The following is a 19,639-nucleotide window of genomic DNA, read 5'->3' on the forward strand; positions in this document are numbered from 1 at the left end:
GCATCAGGAGCAGGAAGTAACCGTCCTGAAACCTTGACTTCACGCGCGATGCACCCATTAATACGTACCTATGTGTTAGGTCGCAACCACCCCTTCCCGGTGGTTGGCGACGCCGGCAGGTTCGTCGAATCGATTCGAGTATCGGCCATGAGGCTGTGCCCTGAACCGGTGTTGCGGAGTTGGCGGATGAGTCACAGGAGGTAACCGTGCATCGTACGAACGTCCGCTGGGGTGGCCGATTGTCGGCGTGGGCCAGAGGGTTGGCCGCGACCGTGGCACTCGCCCTGCCCCTGACGTTGGGTGGCCTGACCCTGGCACCCCCCAGGTCGACCCTGGCCGCGCCGGTCGCGACGCAGAGTGCCGCGGCCGCCGGACTTGACGGTGTGGCGGCCGGTAACGCCGCGATCACCTCGGTCGACCTGGCTGGAACGTGGAACTTCACGCCTGCGGGTCGGGGGGCGACCACTATCGCGGTACCCGGTGGCGGCTGGTACAAGCAGGGCTTCACCGACGTGAACGAGGCGGTGTACTCGCGCAGCATCACCGTGCCGGACTCGGGGCAGCCGCAGTCGACCTGGATCGAGTTCGGCGCCGTCAACCACCAGGCCACACTGTCGGTCGACGGCCGCGTGGCCGCCACCCAGACGACGGCGTTCACTCCGTCGAACTTCGACATCAGCGCATACGCGGCGCCCGGCACCACCCACACGATCACCGTGAACGTGAAGGGCCGCGGCGCGTTGAAGGCATCCAATGGCCGGTACCTGGTGCCCGACGCCGCCACGTGGTCCGAGGCGATACCGCAGGGGATCTTCGGGTCCGCGTTCCTGCGGGTGTACCCGGCGTTGTACGTCAGCGACACATTCGTGCGTACGTCGGTGGCGAACAAGACGCTGACCTACGACGTCACCGTGCGGAACACGTCGGGCAGTTCCCGGTCGGTAACGCTGACCGGGTCGCTGTCGTCCAACAACGGAACGGCTTTCAGCTACCCGGCGCTGCCCAGCCGTACGGTCACCGTGGCGGCCCGCTCGACAGTGACCGTGACCGTCGGGCCGGTCGCGTGGAACCTCGACAGCACCTCGTACTGGTGGCCCAACGTGCCGTACCGGTCGGGCTACCGGGCGCAACTGCATAGGCTGACGGTGCATGCCGTCACCGACGACAGCCGGACGAGCGACGCCGAGTACCGGTTCGGGTTCCGGGAGGCCACCCAGAACGGTGACTACTACTACCTCAACGGCGTGCGCGTGAACTTCCGCGGCGACAACCTCCAGGGTGCCGACTATGACCGGATCAACAACGGCGGCAAGGGCGACGCGTACCACACCCTGCCCGGCTTCCTGCCCCCGTCGTCCGGCAACGGTGGCTGGCCGCAAGCAGTGGACAACTACCAGCGGCTGAACTACAACGTGGTGCGCATCCACCAGGAGCCCGGGAGCCCGTACATGTTGGATGTCGCCGACGAGATGGGCCTGATGATCATCGACGAGGTCGCGATTCGCGGCTCCCAATCCTCGCAGGAGTGGCAGAACTCCGTCGGGCGCGACAACATGATCAACCACGCCCGTGCGCTGGTCCTGCGCGACCGCAACCACCCCGCGATCATCCGCTGGAGTCAGAACAACGAGCCGAACCAGAGCGGCCAGGATTCCGAACAGTTCGAGAAAGACCTGTACGCGGCGATGAACGGCGCCGACGGCACCCGGCCGATCATTGTCGAGGTGGGCGTGGGCGGGAATGTCAGCCTGTATCCCGGGATGACGTACGCCAACTTCGCGGTGATCCCGCACTACGTCGACGGCTTCGGCAGGTACGGGGAGGGCCTGATCACCGTGAATGGGCGGCCCGACGGCGAGGGCGAGTACATCTGGCCGGCATGCAACAACAAGCAGGGCTTCGAGTGGTTCGCCACGGCAACCCTGGCCAAGCGCGGCAAGGGCGCCACCGACCTGCGTCCGTACACGCTGCTGTCCGCGTGGGCCAGCGTCGTGCCCGGCGTGCGGAGCACCGACTTCACCCCGGAGGAGGGTGGTCACCCCATCTACGGCGTCGACAACCTGCCCGACCCGTGGAGTAACCCGCAGATCCAGCGCGTGCAGGCGGCGTTCAACCCGGTGGCTGCGGTCGACCTCCCGTACTGGTCCGCCTCCGGCAATTCGGACTCGAACGGCAGCTTCCCGCTGGCGCAGGCGGTACCCACCTACGCCCGCAACGCCACGGTGACCCGCAACATCACCGTGTTCAACGACGACTTCACCAACACCTCGGTGGGCTTCACCTGGACCGCCCGGCTCGACAGCCCGACCGGCGCGGTCGTTGCGTCCGGCAGCACCACCCTGACCATCCCACTCGGCTCACGGGTCACCCAACCGGTGTCCTTCACCGCTCCCGCCACCGGAAGCCGCGTATACCTGCAGCTGTCGACCACGAAGTCCGGCAGCACCGTTTTCACCGACGCGGTCGAGTACCTGAACCTCGGTGGAAGCGGCGGGACCGGGCCCGCAGCAGGCACCTACCGCATCGTCAACCGCAACAGCGGCAAGCCCCTCGCCATCGCCGGCAACTCCACCGCCGACGGCGCCAAGGCGGTCCAGCAGAGCGGCACCCCCACGTGGACGATCAGCACCACGCAGGACGCCTACACCCTGCGCTACACCGCCTCCGGAAAGGTGCTCGACGTCAACGCTGGCAGCACCACGGCGGGCCTGCAACTACAGCAGTGGTCGGCCAATGGCGGCACTAACCAGATGTGGTACCTGCGGCCCACCGGTGACGGCTACTACACCATCGTCGCCCGCAGCAGCGGACTGGCAGCCGACGTCTCCGCCGCCTCGACCAGCGACGGGGCGCAGGTCGTTCAGTGGACCGTCAACGGCGGGACCAACCAGCAGTGGCAGTTCGTACCCGCCTGACCAGTGGCAGAGGTGGTTGACAAGTCCGACCGCCGGTGACCGCCTGACGATCGTTGTGAGGTCTACTCGGGCGCGGGGGTTCCCGCGCCCGAGTAGATCACGACCCGATCTCATGCCGCCCATCTTCTTGCCGAATTATTCGACGATGCAGAACCGAGAGCAGGTCAACATACAAGCGACCCAAGCATGATTACGGAAAGTGACGACACCCACGCAACACCTACTGCCCAACCGGGACGATCAACAAAAAACGCCTGACCGCGTTTCCGCAGGTCAGACGTTTCTTGATCTTGTGCGCCCGAAGGGACTCGAACCCCTAACCTTCTGATCCGTAGTCAGATGCTCTATCCATTGAGCTACGGGCGCCCGTGCTCAGCCAGCATACACACCCGGCTTTCGCGCGGAGACTCCGGGATTCGAACCCGGGAGGGGCTTTAAGACCCCAACCGCATTAGCAGTGCGGCGCCATAGACCAGACTAGGCGAAGTCTCCCCGGTGATCCTCAGACCACCGCGCCCGAGAATACAGGTCGCCACCCACCGGGAGCAAAACGACTTCCGGGGTACGCCCACCGGGGGTCCGCCCGCCGCCGTGTTTCACCGCTGTGCGTCGGCGTGATCGGGACTACGCTCCATCGATATGCAGGAGCAGCCGCCCAGCGAGTCGACCCGTCGAGAGCCTGCTGACCGAGCGCGCCCGCGCTCCCCACGGGCAACCTTCCGGCCGCCGATCGTGGCCGAGCAGCCCACCGAGGTGGTGGAGCCCGAGGCGGCGGCACCGCCGGCAGCCGCTCCGGCACGACGGGCCAAGCCTGCCCCGGCGGTGCTCTTCCAGCCACCGGAGCCGGACCGCCCCCTGCCTCGACAGTCCCGGCCCGCACCGGCCGAGCTGACCACCGACGTGAGCGCGGAGCAGCCCGAACAGCCGACCGGCGACCAGCCGGCCCCGACGACAGGCGTCGCGTCGACGCCGCCCAAGGCCCGGACCGCCCCCGTTCGCAAGGCTGCCCCTCGGAAGGCAGCCGACGCGCCCGCCGAGGTGACCCCGACCACCCCAGCACCCCGCAAGCGCGCCGCGAAAGCCACCGAAGCCCCGAGCACCACCCCAGCCTCGAGCACCACCCCAGCCGTGCGCATCGCCGAAGCGCAGAGCCCCACCACCCCAGCGGCCCCGTCCAAGGCAGCGAAGACCACCAAGCGCGCGGCCACCCCACGCAAGAGCACGCCGGCCACAAGCACCGAGGCGACAAGGTCCGCCCCGAAACCCGCGGTCGAACCGCAGCCGACACCCGCCGCACACCGCACGACACCCGTCCAGCAGCAAACGACACCCGTCGAGCAGCAGCTCGCCCCGGCACAACCCGCCGGGCGGCAGGCTGGGCCGGCTCTGGGGCGTACCCCGGAATCGGAGCTGCGCGCGGTCGCCGCGCGCGTGCTCGACCACCCGGGCTTCGCGCCGGAGCTTCTTGCCCTGGCCGCGGTGCGGTCGCTCGGGCCCGGCGCGGCCGAATGGGCAGTGGGGTTGCGCACCAGGTATCCGGATGCCTCGGCGGACGGCCTGGCCCGGTTGGCGACGCGGCGGTTCGTCCGCTCGGCGGGGGCGGGCGGGGCGACTGCCGCGCTGGCTGGCTTCTTCGCGCCGGTGGCCGAGTTGGCGGCGGTGCTGTGGACGCACTCGGAGCTGGTGCTGCACCTGGCCGCCGCGTACGGCGAGGATCCGACGCATCCCGATCGTGCCGTCGACCTGCTGGTGCTGACCCAGGTGCACCCGGATCGGGCGAGCGCGGCGGCGGCCCTGACTGCCGCCGAGTCGCCGGGTGATCCGGTCGAGGGGGCGTGGCCGCGGGCGGCGGAGGCGGCCTGGCGGTTGGCAGCGCCGCTCACGGCGCAGGCCGGCGGCTGGGTGGTGTTGCGGCTGGCGGCCCGGTTGTTGCCGGGTGCGGCGGTGCTCGCGGCGACGCTGGGTGACTCGGCGGCGGCCGACCGGCTCGCGGCCCGGGCGGTGGCCGTCTACCGACCGGGCCGGCGCTGACGGTGGCCGTCCACCGACCCGATCCGGCGCTGACCGGTCAGAGCCAGTCGAACCATTCCCGGGGCAGCAGCGCGTAGCCGACGAAGGCGAACACGTCGAGCACCGTGTGCGCGATGACCAGCGGCATCACCCGCCGGGTGCGCAGGTAGAAGAGGCTGAACACGACGCCCATGATGGCGTTGCCGACGAAGGCGCCGAAGCCCTGGTAGAGGTGGTACGAGCCGCGCAGCAGCGCACTGGCCGCGATGATCGCGGCCAGCCGCCAGTGGAGCTGACGCAGCCTGGTGACCAGGTAACCGACCACGATCACCTCCTCCAACACGGCGTTCTGGGCGGCGGCGAGGATCAGCACCGGGACCGCCCACCAGACGCCCGGCAGCGAGGCCGGCACCAGCGTGGCGTTGAGGCCGAGGTGGGCCGCCACCCAGAACAGCGCCAGCCCGGGTAGGCCGATCAGCGCCGCCAGGCCGGCCCCGCGGGCCAGATCCTGACCGGGCCGCCCGGCGTCCAGGCCGAGGGTCCGTGCCGGGTCGCCGGGGTCACGGCTGAGCAGGTGTACGGCGAGCAGCACCGGCAGCAACGCGAACACGATGCCGAGCAACTGGTACGTGAGGTCCAGCCAGGGTCGGGCTGATGCCGAGGTGTTCAGCGAGGCGGTCTGCTTGGAGAGCGGACCGTCGGCGGTCAACTTGGCGATGATCGAGACCACCGCGTAGATCGCTGACTGGCCCAGGGACAGGCCGAGGACCAGCAACGTCTCGGTGCCCAGGATGCGGCGGGACACCGGGCGGGTCAGCTCAACTGTCACCGCACCACTCTGCCCGACGCACGGCACCAGTGGCACGGCCGACCGACCACCATGAGCCGATCGCACATTCTGTGCGACCAGTCGACACTCTCCGTGGAGATTCTATGGGCGCCCGATCCGATGCCGTCTGGAGGAGGAGCGTCCGTGGACAACCTCGCGCGGTTGCTGAAGGAGAGTTGGACCCTGGTCGAGGACGACCGGGTCCGGCTGACCGAGCATTTCTACGCCCGAGTGTTCCTGCTCGACCCCGCCCTGCGGCAACTCTTCCCGGTGCAGATGACCGGCCAGGGCGACCGCCTGCTCGAAGCGATCATCACGGCGATCCACACTGTCGACGACCCGGAAAGCTTCGACGAGTTCCTCCGGGCGTTGGGCCGCGACCACCGCAAGTACCACGTCGACGAGCGGCACTACGCGACGATGGGTGTCGCCCTGCTGGACGCGCTGCGCAGCACCGCCGGCGACGGCTGGAACCTGGAGTACGACCAGGCGTGGCGGGAGGCGTACGCGGCGATCGCCGCCCTGATGGTGGCCGGCGCCGCCTCGGACGACGACCCGCCGTTCTGGCACGCCGAGGTGTTGACCCACGAGCGGCACGGCCCGGACACCGCAGTGCTGACCTGCCGGGCGTTGCAGCATCCGCTGCGGTGGCAGGCGGGGCAGTACGTGAGCCTGGAGGTGCCGCGCCACCACCCCCGGGTTTGGCGCAACTATTCGGTGGCGAACGCCCCGAACGACGACAACGTGCTGGAGTTCCACGTCCGCTCCCCGGGGGCCGGCTGGGTTTCCGGCGCGCTGGTGCGTCGGGTACGGCCCGGTGAACTGCTGCGCCTGGCGGCACCGATGGGGTCGATGACCCTGGACCGCGCCTCGGAACGGGACATCCTCTGTGTGGCCGGCGGCGTCGGGCTGGCGCCGATCAAGGCGCTGGTGGAGGAGTTGGCCACCTTCAACCGGACCCGGTGGGTGCACGTCTTCTACGGCGCCCGGCAGGCGGCCGACCTGTACGGCCTGGCCGGGTTGCAGGAGTTGGTGACCGTACACCCGTGGTTGTCGGTCACAGCGGCGTGCAGTGAGGACCCGGACTTCGACGGCGAGCAGGGCGAGATCCCTGAGGTGATGGCCCGGTACGGCCCGTGGACCACGCACGACTGCTACGTCTCCGGTGTCGCCCGGATGGTCCGGTCCACCTTGCGGGTGCTCGCCGCGGACGGCGTGCCGTCACCGCACATCCGCTACGACACCTTCGGTGACCTTTAGACGTTCCTCCCCCCACGCCGGGGCGCGTGCCCCCGCCCCCTGGGGCACGCGCCCCGGCCCCTTCCTGTTCCCGGTCTAGTAGCGCCAGGGGTTGCCGGTCTCGCGGTACTCCTCCACCGGCACCAACGGCACGCCGGGTGCCATCCGGTCGACGTAGAGCCGGCCTTCCAGGTGGTCGATCTCGTGGGCTACCAGCCGGGCCATGCCGAACGCGAACGACGTGATGATCCGGCTGCCGTCCCACTGGGCGTGCTCCACGTCCAGTCGCAGCGGTCGGGGCACCAGACCTCGGTGGTCGAAGAAGGAGAGGCAGCCCTCGTACTGTTCGTCGGTTTCCGGGTCGGCGTCGACCACCCGGGGGTTGAGCAGTACGACAGGTTCCGCCGAGCGGTCGGGCGGTCGCACCACGGCCGCCGCGCGGCCGATGCCGAACTGCGGCGCGGCGACGCCCACTCCCTTGCTGAACGGGTGCAGTTCGTCGAGTCGGGCGAGGGCCATGGTGAGCCGGTCGACCACGTCCCGGGCGACGTGTTCCTCGGTGGGCAGGTCGAACGGGCGGGCGCGCTGACGGAGCACGTCGTCCCCCCGTTGCACGATGCCGAGGCCGCGCATCCGGTCGCTGGGTCGGACGCGGGTGCTGCCGGGGCCGAGGTCCGGTTCGGTGTCCGGGCGGGCGCGGAACCGCCACTGCATCCGGTACCTGGCGTTCAACGGTGGGTCGTCGGTCTGCCAGTCGTAGATCGCCCGGTCGCTCTCGTCGTGACGCTGCGGCGCGGTCCGCAGCGGGCCCTCCTCCGCGCTGAGCGAGGTTTCCACGCCCCAGACCTGTGGGTCGAGCGCCGCCGGCAGGTCCAGGCGTACGGCGAGCTGCCGGGTGGGTAGTCGGACGGCTCGCTGGAACCAGGGGCCCCACTTCTCGTGCCCGACGCTGTACGCGTACTCGATGGTGGCCCGGTCGCCGGGGTAGAGGGGGAAGCGTCGCTCCCCGTTCTCGAAGAGCAGCCAGATCTCCTTGAACGCGTCGCGGTCGTGCTTGGCGCGCCAGTGCATCGGCTCCGGGTCGCCCCCGCCGTCGTCCCGGTGGGCCTGTATCTGCAGCTCGGCGAAGGTGAGGGGGTGCTCCCGGTGGTGCCGGTTGGAGCGGCCGGGGTCGTTCGGGTAACGGTCGACGGCGACCCGGGCCAGGTAGCGGGTCACCGGCTCGGTGCCGGCGTTGTACAGCTCACGGTGGATGACGCACCGGTAGCCGTCGTCGGTGTGGACGAGGGTGGCCAGTTCCCGTTCCACGACCAGGCCGGTGCCGGGTGGCAGCCACTGCCCCGGCAGGTACGGCTCGCGCTGCGGTTGACCCGTCCGGGCGTGCCGTAGGTCGTCGTACTCCCGGAAGCGCTGCCAGATGGCACCGCTGGCCTCCAGGACAGCTTCCGCGCGGCGGGCGAAGTCCTCGGTCGGACGGTGCCGGCGCCCCTCGACGTGGCTCACGTAGGACGGGTCGAACCCCATCAGGACGGCCAGTTGCTTCTTGGACAACCCGCGCCCGGTCCGTTGCCTGGCGAGCTCGGCCGCGAAGGAGTCGGCAGCCCGTTCGAGGGGTGAGGTCGTCATCAGCTTCCTCGGGGCCGGGGATATAAGTTTCACGTTCCGTGGCCGAGCACACACGTATGTGGCATGTTTTCGACACACGGCTTGACAATTCACCGATGACCATCGATTGTGCGACCGCGTTTCCCAGCACTGACTCCGGGTAGTACGCGAAGCGCTACTTCTCGCGGGATGGCGGGCCCGGGCGTCCGGGATGTGACCAAGGTGAGGCTTCCCTTACGGCCCGGGGTCTGGTTAGGCTAGCCTTAGCTCAGGACGGCACTGGTTCGTCCGCCGGGGCGCACTCCTCGGTCACGCAGACGGGGGACGGCTCAGGTGACAGCGGTGATGCCGAGGCAGCAGGCCACCACCACGCCGCTCGCCCCCGTCACCGCAGCGCTCCGCGCCATGTTCGGCACCGACGACCTCCCCGGGCTCGCCCGGGGCCTGCTTGTCGACGACGAGCTCGGCTGGGCACCCGCCACCACCCTCATCGACGGCACCCGGCTGCCGGAGCTGCTGAACGGCGCCGCCGTCCGCTGGGGTGGCACCCCGCACGCCTGCGCGGCGCTGGCCTGGAAGTCGTACAGCTACTGGGCCGCGTTGCCGGTAGTGCTCGGCTGGGCCTCCGCCCGGCGGGTGCCGCTGCTTGGTCCGGCCGACCTGCTGATCCACTTCGAGGACCACCGGCAGTTGCTCACCATGGGCCTGCGCCGGGGCACCACAGTGGCGGTGCTGCCGAACGACCCGCTGGCGCTCGCCGGCCTGCCTGAGGTACGCGTCGTCGCCGACGAGGCGGAGTTGTTGGCCGCGCTGCGCGCGTCACTGCTCGACGCCCACCTGGCGCCGCTCATCACCGCGATCCAGTCCGAGGTGCGGGTGGGCACCCGGACACTGCTCGGCTCGGTCGCCTCCGGCATCGCACACGGCATCCTGCGGGCCGCCGACGCACTGCCTGGCTCCACGGTGCAGAGCATCGACACCCTGCTCGGCGCACTCGACCTCACCGACCTGATCGAGTTGGTGCCCGGGCCGACGGGTGAGCCGACGGTGCAGCGCCGCACCTGCTGTCTCGCCTTCACCCTGCCCCGGCCGAAGGTCTGCCAGGGCTGCTGCGTCCGCTAGGGCCTCTGCCGAGACGCACGCCTCAGTCGGTCAACGACCTGACGTCCCACACCCACACCCCGCCGGTGAAGGCCGGTTGGATCCCGGTCAGCTCGGTCATCCCCCGCCGGAGCGCGGCCTCCTGCTCGTGTGGCCCGAGGATGACCACCCCCGCCCGCCAGTAGCGCAGGTCGTCGACCGCGCGGACCCGACTCTGCGGTGTGATCGGCGGCACCGCCCCCGTACGCCTGATGGTGGCGAAGAAGCTGCTGGTGGGGCGGGGAGTGGCACCGAACAGCGCGACCTTCGGCGGGTCGGCGGTCGGGCGGGTGTCCGGGCCGAGGAAGTAACCACGGGCCAGCGGCATGTCCAGGCGGGTCGCCGCCGACCAACGCAGTGGCTCCGCGTACGTGGTGTCCGGCAACGGCAGTGTCACCACACTGCGCCCACCAGCCACGTACGGCCGCCACGCCCCACTCGTCACGAATGTGGGGATCGGTTCGAGGTGGGCCACCGGCAGCGGGGTGGGGACGATCGGCAGCAGGGCCATCGTGAGCACTGTCGCGGTGACGAAGCGGACCTGCCCCCGGGCTGCCGGATGCGCGCCGGCCACCTCGCGGGCACGTTCGGCGCCGTAGGCGAGCAGCAGCCCGATGATCGGGGTGATCGCCAGCGCCCAGCGCGTCGGCACCACCGAGTGCAGGATGGGCAGGTTCTCCAGCGCCGCCCAGGGGCCCGGCACACCAGTACCCCGGTTGTCGAAGCGGACCTCCCGCCCCAGCGACAGCACCGCGAAGAGCAACCCGAGCGCGGCCAGCGCGAGCACCACTATCGAGCGGCGCAGCCACCAGACCAGGGCGATCACCAGCACCAGCAACCCCCAGCCGAAGAAGCTGTTCTCCTCGGTCGGGTTCTTGGCCAGGCCCGCGGCGGTGCGCGCGCTGCCGGCGAGTGATTCCCGGGAGTATGCGGCGAACGACGCCAGGTCGCTGGAGTAGCCGCGGATCAGGCGGGACAGCCCGGAGTACGCGTCCGGTCCGAAGAACTGGACGTACAGGGGGTACGCCAGCAGGAGCCCGGCGACCACGGCGGTGACGGCCAGGCCGGCGAGGAAGGATCGGGTCCGCGAGCGCAGATCCGCGCGGCCGAGGGCGAGCACCGCGATGACCACGCCGAGGCCGATCGCTGTCATCAGCAGGATCTCCAGGTTGAGGAACGCCTGCCAGACGATGACGAGGGCGAGGAGGACCCCGTTGCGCAGCCAGCGGCCCGGTTCGCCGAGTCGCAGCGTGCGCCAGATGATCAACGGGACGACGAACTGGGACACGATGTTCGGGTGCCCGTTGGCGTGCGACACCATGGCCGGCGCGAACGCGCAGAAGCCCGCGCCCAGCCACGCCGGCCCTCGGCTGCCGATCAGGACCCGGGAGAGCAGGAAATACCAGGCCGTGGCCGTGGCAATCAGGCCGGCGGTCAGGAAGACCAGGAATGACGCCCGAGGCCCGAACAACAGGGTGACAGGCGTCATTGGCAATGAAATGGATAATACGGACGTATTGGCCATCAGATTCACGCCGTCAGGGACGTTCATCTGATTGGAATGGTACGGATACGCAAAGTGCGTGACTACTCGCGCACCGTGAGCCATCATCCATTCAAACTGCGACTGATCAGACTGGTTGTCCCGGACATCGCTGCCGGGGTCCAGCCACAGCCGACAGGTGACCCAGAAGCCAAGCACCACGAAACTCAGCACGGCGGCCAGATCGGCCCACCTCCCCGCACGGGAAGGCCGGGCAGCACCGGAGGCCCCCTCCGCCGACGCCGCGGCGGCCGGGCCGCCGCTGTCGCTGGGCACGTCCGGTTCAGGAGTAGTCATGACAATTCACAGGGTAGTCAGCGCCTGGCACCACAGTGACATGTTTCGGGGTACTGCCGTACTATGTGCCGGGTTCGCCGACCGCCGATCACGAACCCACCCCCCGACCACAATTCGGCCACCCCGATGCCCCGATTCTTTCGCCGTCCCAGCGAATGATTCACTCTGTCGGTCCAGGCACGGGTCGAGTTCATATCGTGAGGAATCGACGCATGGCAGAAATCACTGGGGATCAGCGTGTGCAGTCCGAGGTGCTGGAAGGCCTGGCAACCGCTGTCAACCACCGTCGCTGGTTCATCGAACTGGCCGTGCCGTACCTCGGCGACGACCCGATCGAGATCGGCAGCGGCCTCGGTGACTACGCGCTGGAATGGTCCGAGCGGCTGCCCCGGTTCACCGCCACCGAGGCCGACCCGGACCGGCTGGTGCAGCTCAAGGAACGCCTCGCCGACCGTCCGAACATCAACGTCCGGCAGATGCTGCTGCCGCACAACGACCGCGGCGACTACAGCGCCGCCGTCTCGTACAACGTCCTGGAGCACATCGAGGACCACGTGGGCGCGCTCAGCAGCATGCGTGATCTGGTCCGACCCGGCGGGGCCGTGATCATCATCGTGCCGGCGTTCCAGTTCGCGATGGGCCCTGCCGACATCGCCACCGGGCACGTCCGCCGCTACACGAAGAAGACGCTCGGAGCGGCGATGACCGAGGCCGGGCTGACCATCGAGAAGATCCACTACGCCAACGCGCTCGGGCTGATCGGCTACTTCATGGCCACCAAGGTCTTCCGGCTGATGCCAAAGGAGGGCCCGATGGTCAAGGTGTACGACACCCTCGTCCTCCCCGCCACCAAGGCCGCCGAACAGCTCGTCCTCCCGCCGTTCGGCCAGTCCGTCTTCGCCGTAGCCCGAGTCCCAGCCTGACTGTCCTGGCTCCAACCCTGCCCCGCCCCGCCCCGCCCCGCCCCGCCCCGCCCCGCCGATCTTGCACTTTCGGTTGTCCTTATGCCTGTCAGGTCAGGAATGTCGGGATAGAAAGTGCAAGATCGCGGGAGCTTGAGGGCGGGAGCGCGGGGCGCCGGGGGGTTACTCCTTGATCTGGTACGTGGGGCGGATCACTGCCCTTGCCAGGGTGTGGAACGTCAGGTTGAAGCCGACGTAGGCGGGAGTGGCGTCCGGGGTCAGGTCCAGGCGATCGACGTCGAGAGCGTGCACGGCGAACACGTACCGGTGCGGGCGGTCACCGGGCGGCGGAGCCGCGCCGCCGTACCCCTGATCGCCGTAGTCGTTGCGGACCGAGAACGCCCCGCCGAGGTCGGTGCCCGCCGCACCGCCGGCGCCGGTGGGCAACTGGGTGACGCTGACCGGCACGTTCACCAGCACCCAGTGCCAGAAACCACTGCCGGTCGGCGCATCCGGGTCGTAGCAGGTCACCGTGAAGCTCTTCGTCTCGGCGGGGAAATCCGACCAGGTCAGCTGCGGCGAGACGTTGTCGCCCCCGGTGCTGCCGTGGGCGTGCCGGGCGTCCATCGGCTCGCCGTTCTGCACGTCGTCGCTCGTCAGCGTGAACGAGGGCAGCGTCGGCAGCAGCTCGTACGGGTCCGGGGCGATCGGTCGTTCCAGGGTCATGGGGACGAGTCCTTCCGAGTTGCGGAGATACCAGCCCCTTCTTACCCCGCCACGGCGTTCCCGACGACCGGAAGCGCGCGCTGACCGTCTGTGGTTTCGCAGAGCTACGTTTGAGGTCGGGCAGCGTTCCGCAGGGGGACATCGTGGCCGGCATCTGGCGGGACTTCGCGGTAGCTGTCATCACCGCGTTCCGCCGCCGGAACGAACGAGCAATCGCTGACGAACGCCGACGCGCTGTCGAGCGACTGGCCGAGGAGACGATCCGCAGGCAGCGGAGGCCCGCAGACCCGCCGGAGTGACCGGGACGCGGGGCACCGGACCGCCCCGCCGCGAACCGTCAAGATGACCTGATGGGGCGGTTCTTCCGGTCGCGGCCAGTCGTCACCGCGGAGACGCACCGACCGACGCTGTTCGAGGTCTTCTTCGACCTGGTGCTCGTCTTCGGCCTCATCCGGGTCACCACGTTCATGAGCGAGCACCCCACGGCCGTGACCCTCGTGCAGGGGCTGCTCGTCCTCATGCTGCTCTGGAACTCGTGGCTGGTCTACGCCTGGCTGGGCAACTACGTCCGGATCGACGTCGGGCTGATCCGGGTCGGCATAGCCGTGGCGATGGGAGCCGTCTTCCTCATCGCGCTCGTCCTCCCCGAGGCCTGGGAAACCGGTCCGGGGACGAGGACAGCCAGGCTGATCCTGGTGCTGGCGTACGCAGTGGTGCGGTCCACCCAGTTCATCCTCTTCTACTGGGTGTCGGTGGACGACCCCCGGCGACTCAGGACCGTTCGGCTCTACGCCCTCACCACAGCGCTGTCCTGGATTCCGCTCGTTGTCGGAGCGATGGTCGGCGGCACCGCGCAGATCCTGCTCTGGGCGCTGGCGCTCGTCATCGACATGGGCGGCGGCGTGCTCGCCCTGCTGGTAGGCGGGTGGCCGATACGCAGTCCCGGCCACTTCGCGGAGCGGCACGGCCTAGTGGTGATCATCGCTCTCGGCGAGTCCCTGATCTCGGTCGGCGCCGGAATCGGAACACAGGCTATCCACTGGCCGACCCTGGCGGCGGCGCTGCTCACCCTCACCGTCACAGGTTGCCTGTACTGGCTGTACTTCCCGAGCGCGGCGAGCGCCGGGAACGCGCTGACGACGGATTCCGGGCTGCATCGGGGCTTCGTGGCCGGCAATGCGTACAGCGTCGCCCACCTCCCGCTGCTCGCCGGGACCATCTACGTGGCGCTGGGAGTCGAAGAGGTGCTCGCCGCCATGACACAGGGACAGTCCCACGAAGCCCTGCACTGGATCCCGGCCATCGCGCTGTTCGGCGGGACCGCCCTGTACCTCGCGGGCCGGGCGACGTTCCTGGTGCTCAGCGTCCGGTGCGTACGACCGGGGCAGCTCGTCGCTCCCGTCGTGGCGCTGTTGTTACTGCCCGTCGGCCGTTACCTGCCCGGCCTGGCCGCCCTCAGCCTGCTCACCGTGTTTCTCGTGGTGCTGCTCAGCTACGAGGCCTGGACCCGGAGATCACCTCGGGCTCAGTGAAGTCGGGGTGTCCGAGGAGCCCGGACGCCCCGACTTCCGGAAAGTCCAGTGGATCAAGGTGGGCGGAGGGTGTGGGATTCGAACCCACGAAGACATCGCTGCCTTACCGGTTTTCAAGACCAGCGCCATCGGCCACTAGGCGAACCCTCCTGGACCGCCACCCGTGGGCGTACGGCCACGCATAGTCTGCCACGGCTCGCTCCGGACGGCCCGGCGTCCCTCCCCGGTTCTCCGGCCAGGCGGTCTGCGGTGTCCACAGTGGGCTGGACGGTGCGCCTGCGGCACCCGGTGAGATCGGGAAGACTGGCCCCATGCGAGCCGTCACGATTCCTGAGCCCGGTGGACCCGACGCGCTGGTCTGGGCCGAGGTGCCCGACCCGGAGCCGGGGCCGGACGAGGTGATCGTGGACGTGCGGGCCAGCGGGGTGAACCGCGCTGACCTGCTACAACGGCAGGGGGCCTATCCGCCACCGCCGGGCGCGCCCGCGTACCCCGGGTTGGAATGCTCCGGGGTGATCACTGAGGTTGGCGCGGACGTCGCCGGGTGGGCGGTCGGGCAGCAGGTCTGTGCGTTGCTGGCCGGCGGCGGGTACGCGGAGCGGGTCGCCGTCCCGGCCGGGCAACTGCTGCCGGTCCCGGCCTGCGACCCGGTCGACGCGGCGGCGCTGCCCGAGGTGGCCTGCACGGTCTGGTCGAACCTGGTCCAGGTGGCGCGGCTCGGCGCGGGCGAGACGCTGCTGGTGCACGGCGGTGGCAGTGGGATCGGCACCTTCGCCGTGCAGCTCGGCGCGGCGCTCGGTGTGACAGTGCTGACCACCGCACGGGAGCCCAAGCACGCCCGGCTGCGTGAGCTGGGTGCGGCACACGTGATCGACTACCAGGAGCAGGACTTCGTCGAGGAGGCCCAGCGGGTCACCGACGGGCGCGGCGTGGACGTCATCCTGGACATCATGGGCGCGTCCTACCTGGGGCGGAACGTGTCGGCGCTGGCCACCGGCGGTCGGCTCGTGGTGATCGGGATGCAGGGTGGGCGCAAGGGCGAGGTGAATCTCTCCGCCTTGATGACCAAGCGGGCGAGCATCACCGCGACGTCGCTACGGTCCCGTCCGCTCGCCGAGAAGGCGGAGATCGTCCAGGGCGTACGGGACGAGGTGTGGCCGCTGGTCGAGGCGGGCCGGATCCGGCCGATCGTCGACCGGCGGCTTCCGATGACCGAGGCGGCGCAGGCGCACCGGCTCGTCGAGTCGCACGATCACTTCGGCAAGGTGCTGCTGACCCGCCCGGCCGGCGGCGGGGCGGCGGTCAGTTGAGGGCGCTTGCCAGCGTCGGGTCGTCGGTCGGTCGGGGCAGCACGAGCCGGGCGCCCGGGCCCTCCCCGGCCAGGGTGTCCTGGGGGTTGTTGAGGGTGCAGCGCTGCAGGGAGAGGCAGCCGCAGCCGATGCAGCCGTCCAGGTCGTCGCGGAGCTTGGTGAGCAGCCGGATCCGCTCGTTCAGCCGGCTGCGCCAGCTCGCGGAGAGGCGCGCCCAGTCCTGCGGGCTGGGGGTGCGGGCCTCGGGGAGGGAGTCGAGTGCCTCCCGGATCTCGTCGAGCGAGACGCCGACCTGCTGGGAGATGCGGATGAAGGCGACTCGCCGCAACTCGGCGCGGGCGTAGCGGCGCTGGTTACCGCCGGTGCGGTCGGCGCGGATCAGCCCGAGTCGCTCGTAGTAGCGCAGCGCCGACGGCGCCACCCCGGAACGGGCGGACAGCTCACCGATCGTCAGTAGATCCGCCATCACCAGATCCTTGAGTTGAAGTTGACTTCAACTCAAACACTAGCGGCCTGCCGGCGACACCGACCACCGCCCGCGGTGGTCGGTGTCGCACCTGACCGGGGTCAGTTGGCGGCGGAGACGGCGGGGCGACGGCGAGCGCGCTCGCGCCCGAGGATCCAAATCGCCTCGACGCCGTCCTTCCAGGTGATCTTCTTGCCCTCTTCGCGGCCGCGCGCACGGTAGCTGATCGGCACCTCGTACGGCCGGATCCGGCGACGCAGCAGCTTGCCGGTCACCTCGGCCTCCATGCCGAAGCCGCGCGAGCGCACCTCGAGCGAGCGGTAGAGCGCCACCGGCATCAGCTTGAAGCAGGTCTCCAGGTCACCGATGTACGAGTTGAACAGCACGTTGGCCGCCATCGTGACGCCCTTGTTGCCCATCACGTACCAGAAGCTGTAGGCACTGTGGCTGCCGAAGGTGCGGTTGCCGTAGACCACCGTGGCCCGCCCGTCGAGCACCGGGTCGAGCAGCTTGGGGATGTCCTGCGGGTCGTACTCGAGGTCGGCGTCGAGGATGACCATGTAGTCGCCCTCGGCGCTGTCGACAGCCGTCTTGATGGCGGCACCCTTGCCGGCGTTGCGCTGGTGGGTGATGACCCGCAGACGCGCGTCGTCGGCGCGACCGAGGATCTCGCCGGTGCCGTCCCGGCTGCCGTCGTCGACGATGAGGAGTTCGATCTCACAGGGATAGTCGACCGCCAGCGCCTGCTTGAGGGCATCCGCGATGCGTTCTTCCTCGTTGTAGACCGGCATGAGGATCGAGAGCTTCACGGGAATCTCCACGGTGGCGGCAACACGACGGCCATAGCCTAGCCTGGTTGGTTTGTTAACCGCGTACCGCCACCGTGGGCAGTCGGCGCGGCGGTTTCAGATCCATGGTGTTTACTTCCGCCATGTCGGCTGCCGGCTCCCTGCTCGCGGCGGTTCCCGCCGCCGCGTTGGTCCTGCTCACCATCGCGCTGCGGCCACGCGAGGTTGGTGCGGTGGCACCGCTGCGGCTCGGCGTGGTGCGCGCCGTCCTGCTCGGCGGGGCGTACGCGGTCGTCGTCGTCGAGGTGCTGGGTGCCTCGCATGCGCTGACCCGGCAGGCGTTCGTCGCCGCCTGGCTGCTCTTCCTGGCCGCTGCCGCCACGGCGGCGGGCCTGCGGTGGCGACGGGCAACCCGCCTCGGGCAGCCGTCCGCAACGGAATCGGTGACAGTCGGTGCTGAGCCAGTGACAGTGGGCGCGGTGGCGTCCGGCGGTGGCTCCGACGTTTCCGTACCGCTCGTTGAGCGCTCCGATCCCGAGCCCGCGCCGCCCCGGGCCGGCCGGGGGCCCGCCGGCCTGTTGGCCACGGCGGCCGACACCTGGCGTACGGCCCGGCCTGGCGAACGCCTCCTCGCCGGCACTATCGGCGGGCTGGTCCTGGTGGAGTTGCTTGTCGCACTGCTGGCCGAGCCGAACAACTTCGACTCGCAGACCTATCACCTGCCGAAGGTGGAGCACTGGGTCGCCCAGGGCGACCTGGATTTCTGGCCCACCGCCATCCACCGGCAGGTGACCATCCCGCCCGGTGCCGAGTACCTGCTGTTGCACCTGCGTCTGCTCACCGGCGGGGATCAGCTGTACAACCTGGTGCAGTGGGCGGCCGGGGTGGTCTGCCTCCTGGTGGCCGCGCGGATCACCGCGCAACTCGGCGGCGGGCGGCGGGCCCAGTTGCTCACCGCGTTCGTGCTGGCGACCACGCCGATGGTGGTGCTCCAGGCGACAAGCACGCAGACCGACCTGGTCTGCGCGGCGTGGGTGGCCTGCGCGGCGACGCTGGTGCTGGACGGGCTGCGTCGACGGACCGGCTGGGGCACGCTGCTCGGGCTGGGGGCGGCCACCGGGCTGACCGCGGTGACCAAGACCAGCGGACTGATAGCTGTCGGCCCGCTGCTGGTGCTCTGGGGGCTGGCCCAGTTGAGGCTGGCCCGGGCCGAGAGCACGGCAGCGCCGGGCGAGGGTCGGCGGTCCGGGCTGGTCGGTGGGCTGGCTCGCACGGTCGGCGGTTCGGTGCTGATCCTGGTGGTGGCGGCCGTGGTGGTCGGCCCGTTCCTGGCCCGGGTGACAGCCGAGTTCGGGCACCCGCTGGGGCCACCCCGGCTCCGCGAGTCCATCCCGATGGAACGGCACGACCCGGCGTCGATAGTTGTCAACGGGCTGCGGATCGGGCACACCGCCTTCGACACCCCGCTCGCGCCGCTGCGTCGGGCCGGGGCCGACGTGATCATCAGTGGTGCCGAGGCGGTCGGGGTCGACCCGCAGGACCGGGCGATCACCTTCGGGCGGGAACGGTTTCCGGAGCCGGCCTGGTATCCGGACGAGGACCGGGTGGCGTTTCCACTGGCCGGCGCGTTGGCGGTGATCGGTGCGGTGATCGCGCTCGCCCGACCACTGCGGGTCGCCCCCGAGCGGGCCGGGTCGCTGCGGGCGTACGCCGGGGTGGTGGTCACCGCCGCACTGCTGCACACCGCAATGATCAAGTGGCAGCCATGGGGAAACCGGCTGCTCCTCTACGCCGTGGTGCTGGCCGTACCCCTGGCCGGCCTCTGGCTGGACGCGCTCCTGCGCGAGCGCGCGGGTGGGCGCCGGTCGATAGCCACCGTGGCGGCCGTCACTGTGCTTGCCGCCTCGGCGCTGGCCGGAGTGCTCGCGCTGTCGTACGGCTTCCCGCGCCGGTTGGTCGGTTCCGGCTCGGTCTTCACCACCTCGGACTGGGACACCCGGTTCCTGCGCCGTCCACAGTGGGCCGACGAGTTCCGCTGGGCGGCGACGGCGGTCCAGGACAGCGGTGCGCGACGGATCGGGCTGGCGCAGCAGAACGACAACTGGGAGTACCCGTGGTGGCTGCTGCTGCGGCAGCCCGACGGTGGCTCACCGGATCTGGTGGCGTTGCAGTCCGTACTGCCCGATCGTCCGCCGGCGGAGCCGTCCTCGGTCGACGCGATCGTCTGCACCGGCAGTAGGGCGGCCTGCGCCACACTCGTCCCGGCCGGTTGGCGGCTGGAGTTCCGCAGCTACGTCGGCTACGCACTGCCGCCGGGCCGCTGACCCAGAAGCCAGC

Annotated in this window: 15 protein-coding genes and 3 tRNA genes; 9 read left to right on the top strand and 9 right to left on the bottom strand. The window is 69.9% G+C overall.

Going from position 1 to position 19,639, the window contains the following annotated elements:
• The first annotated feature begins 206 nt into the window (after window positions 1-206).
• The gene (locus ABZ406_RS26985; protein WP_357767224.1) at window positions 207-2,915 is read left to right on the top strand and encodes an RICIN domain-containing protein; all 2,709 of its coding nucleotides are present in this window, start codon (window positions 207-209) and stop codon (window positions 2,913-2,915) included.
• A gap of 293 nt (window positions 2,916-3,208) precedes the next feature.
• Here ABZ406_RS26985 and ABZ406_RS26990 read toward each other — a convergent pair.
• Together ABZ406_RS26990 and ABZ406_RS26995 are read right to left on the bottom strand one after the other, a co-directional pair.
• Window positions 3,209-3,281, bottom strand: a tRNA-Arg gene (locus tag ABZ406_RS26990).
• A gap of 35 nt (window positions 3,282-3,316) precedes the next feature.
• A tRNA-Ser gene (locus ABZ406_RS26995) sits at window positions 3,317-3,407 on the bottom strand.
• A 240-nt stretch (window positions 3,408-3,647) separates the two neighbouring features.
• On the opposite strand from ABZ406_RS26995, the gene ABZ406_RS27000 reads away from it, so the two are divergent.
• Complete coding sequence (locus tag ABZ406_RS27000) at window positions 3,648-4,946, top strand: hypothetical protein (protein WP_357767227.1); 1,299 nt, start codon at window positions 3,648-3,650, stop codon at window positions 4,944-4,946.
• A 37-nt stretch (window positions 4,947-4,983) separates the two neighbouring features.
• Here the strand turns inward: ABZ406_RS27000 and ABZ406_RS27005 are convergent, their stop codons facing one another.
• Window positions 4,984-5,754, bottom strand: coding sequence for a CPBP family intramembrane glutamic endopeptidase (locus ABZ406_RS27005; RefSeq protein WP_357767230.1), 771 nt, complete (start codon window positions 5,752-5,754; stop codon window positions 4,984-4,986).
• Window positions 5,755-5,898: 144 nt separating this feature from the next.
• On the opposite strand from ABZ406_RS27005, the gene ABZ406_RS27010 reads away from it, so the two are divergent.
• Window positions 5,899-7,014, top strand: a complete 1,116-nt coding sequence (locus ABZ406_RS27010; RefSeq protein WP_357767232.1) for a globin domain-containing protein — start codon at window positions 5,899-5,901, stop codon at window positions 7,012-7,014.
• Between the two features lie 75 nt (window positions 7,015-7,089).
• On the opposite strand, the gene ABZ406_RS27015 is transcribed toward ABZ406_RS27010, so the two are convergent.
• A complete protein-coding gene (locus tag ABZ406_RS27015) occupies window positions 7,090-8,619 on the bottom strand; it encodes a peptide deformylase (RefSeq protein WP_357767235.1) in 1,530 nt (509 codons plus the stop codon).
• A 324-nt stretch (window positions 8,620-8,943) separates the two neighbouring features.
• Between ABZ406_RS27015 and ABZ406_RS27020 the strand changes: the two genes are divergently transcribed.
• Window positions 8,944-9,720 carry a hypothetical protein gene (locus ABZ406_RS27020; RefSeq protein WP_357767238.1) on the top strand — a complete coding sequence of 259 codons (777 nt, stop codon included), beginning with the start codon at window positions 8,944-8,946 and terminating at the stop codon, window positions 9,718-9,720.
• A 22-nt stretch (window positions 9,721-9,742) separates the two neighbouring features.
• Here the strand turns inward: ABZ406_RS27020 and ABZ406_RS27025 are convergent, their stop codons facing one another.
• Entirely contained in the window at window positions 9,743-11,578 is a 1,836-nt protein-coding gene (locus ABZ406_RS27025) for a hypothetical protein (RefSeq protein ID WP_357767241.1), read from the bottom strand.
• A 212-nt stretch (window positions 11,579-11,790) separates the two neighbouring features.
• Here ABZ406_RS27025 and ABZ406_RS27030 point away from each other — a divergent pair, with 212 nt between their 5' ends.
• The gene (locus ABZ406_RS27030) at window positions 11,791-12,501 is read left to right on the top strand and encodes a class I SAM-dependent methyltransferase (protein ID WP_357767243.1); all 711 of its coding nucleotides are present in this window, start codon (window positions 11,791-11,793) and stop codon (window positions 12,499-12,501) included.
• A 162-nt stretch (window positions 12,502-12,663) separates the two neighbouring features.
• On the opposite strand, the gene ABZ406_RS27035 is transcribed toward ABZ406_RS27030, so the two are convergent.
• Window positions 12,664-13,206, bottom strand: coding sequence for a YbhB/YbcL family Raf kinase inhibitor-like protein (locus ABZ406_RS27035; protein ID WP_357767246.1), 543 nt, complete (start codon window positions 13,204-13,206; stop codon window positions 12,664-12,666).
• Window positions 13,207-13,349: 143 nt separating this feature from the next.
• Between ABZ406_RS27035 and ABZ406_RS27040 the strand changes: the two genes are divergently transcribed.
• Window positions 13,350-13,505 (top strand): hypothetical protein, encoded by a 156-nt coding sequence (locus tag ABZ406_RS27040; RefSeq protein ID WP_357767249.1) that lies wholly within the window; start codon window positions 13,350-13,352, stop codon window positions 13,503-13,505.
• Between the two features lie 51 nt (window positions 13,506-13,556).
• Window positions 13,557-14,738 (top strand): low temperature requirement protein A, encoded by a 1,182-nt coding sequence (locus tag ABZ406_RS27045; protein ID WP_357767252.1) that lies wholly within the window; start codon window positions 13,557-13,559, stop codon window positions 14,736-14,738.
• A 63-nt stretch (window positions 14,739-14,801) separates the two neighbouring features.
• Here ABZ406_RS27045 and ABZ406_RS27050 read toward each other — a convergent pair.
• Window positions 14,802-14,888, bottom strand: a tRNA-Ser gene (locus ABZ406_RS27050).
• A gap of 161 nt (window positions 14,889-15,049) precedes the next feature.
• Between ABZ406_RS27050 and ABZ406_RS27055 the strand changes: the two genes are divergently transcribed.
• Window positions 15,050-16,048, top strand: coding sequence for an NAD(P)H-quinone oxidoreductase (locus tag ABZ406_RS27055; RefSeq protein WP_357767254.1), 999 nt, complete (start codon window positions 15,050-15,052; stop codon window positions 16,046-16,048).
• Here the strand turns inward: ABZ406_RS27055 and soxR are convergent.
• Together soxR and ABZ406_RS27065 are read right to left on the bottom strand one after the other, a co-directional pair.
• A complete protein-coding gene (soxR, locus tag ABZ406_RS27060) occupies window positions 16,041-16,514 on the bottom strand; it encodes a redox-sensitive transcriptional activator SoxR (RefSeq protein WP_357767258.1) in 474 nt (157 codons plus the stop codon). The two genes, ABZ406_RS27055 and soxR, sit on opposite strands and share 8 nt — an antisense overlap.
• A 101-nt stretch (window positions 16,515-16,615) precedes the next feature.
• Window positions 16,616-17,323, bottom strand: a complete 708-nt coding sequence (locus ABZ406_RS27065; protein WP_357767261.1) for a glycosyltransferase family 2 protein — start codon at window positions 17,321-17,323, stop codon at window positions 16,616-16,618.
• 122 nt (window positions 17,324-17,445) lie between these two features.
• Between ABZ406_RS27065 and ABZ406_RS27070 the strand changes: the two genes are divergently transcribed.
• On the top strand, window positions 17,446-19,626 hold the full coding sequence (locus ABZ406_RS27070; RefSeq protein ID WP_357767264.1) for a glycosyltransferase family 39 protein: 2,181 nt from the start codon (window positions 17,446-17,448) through the stop codon (window positions 19,624-19,626).
• Window positions 19,627-19,639 lie beyond the last annotated feature (13 nt).

Origin of the sequence: Micromonospora sp. NPDC005710 (assembly GCF_040630995.1) — a bacterium.
In the GTDB taxonomy this organism is placed as follows: domain Bacteria; phylum Actinomycetota; class Actinomycetes; order Mycobacteriales; family Micromonosporaceae; genus Micromonospora.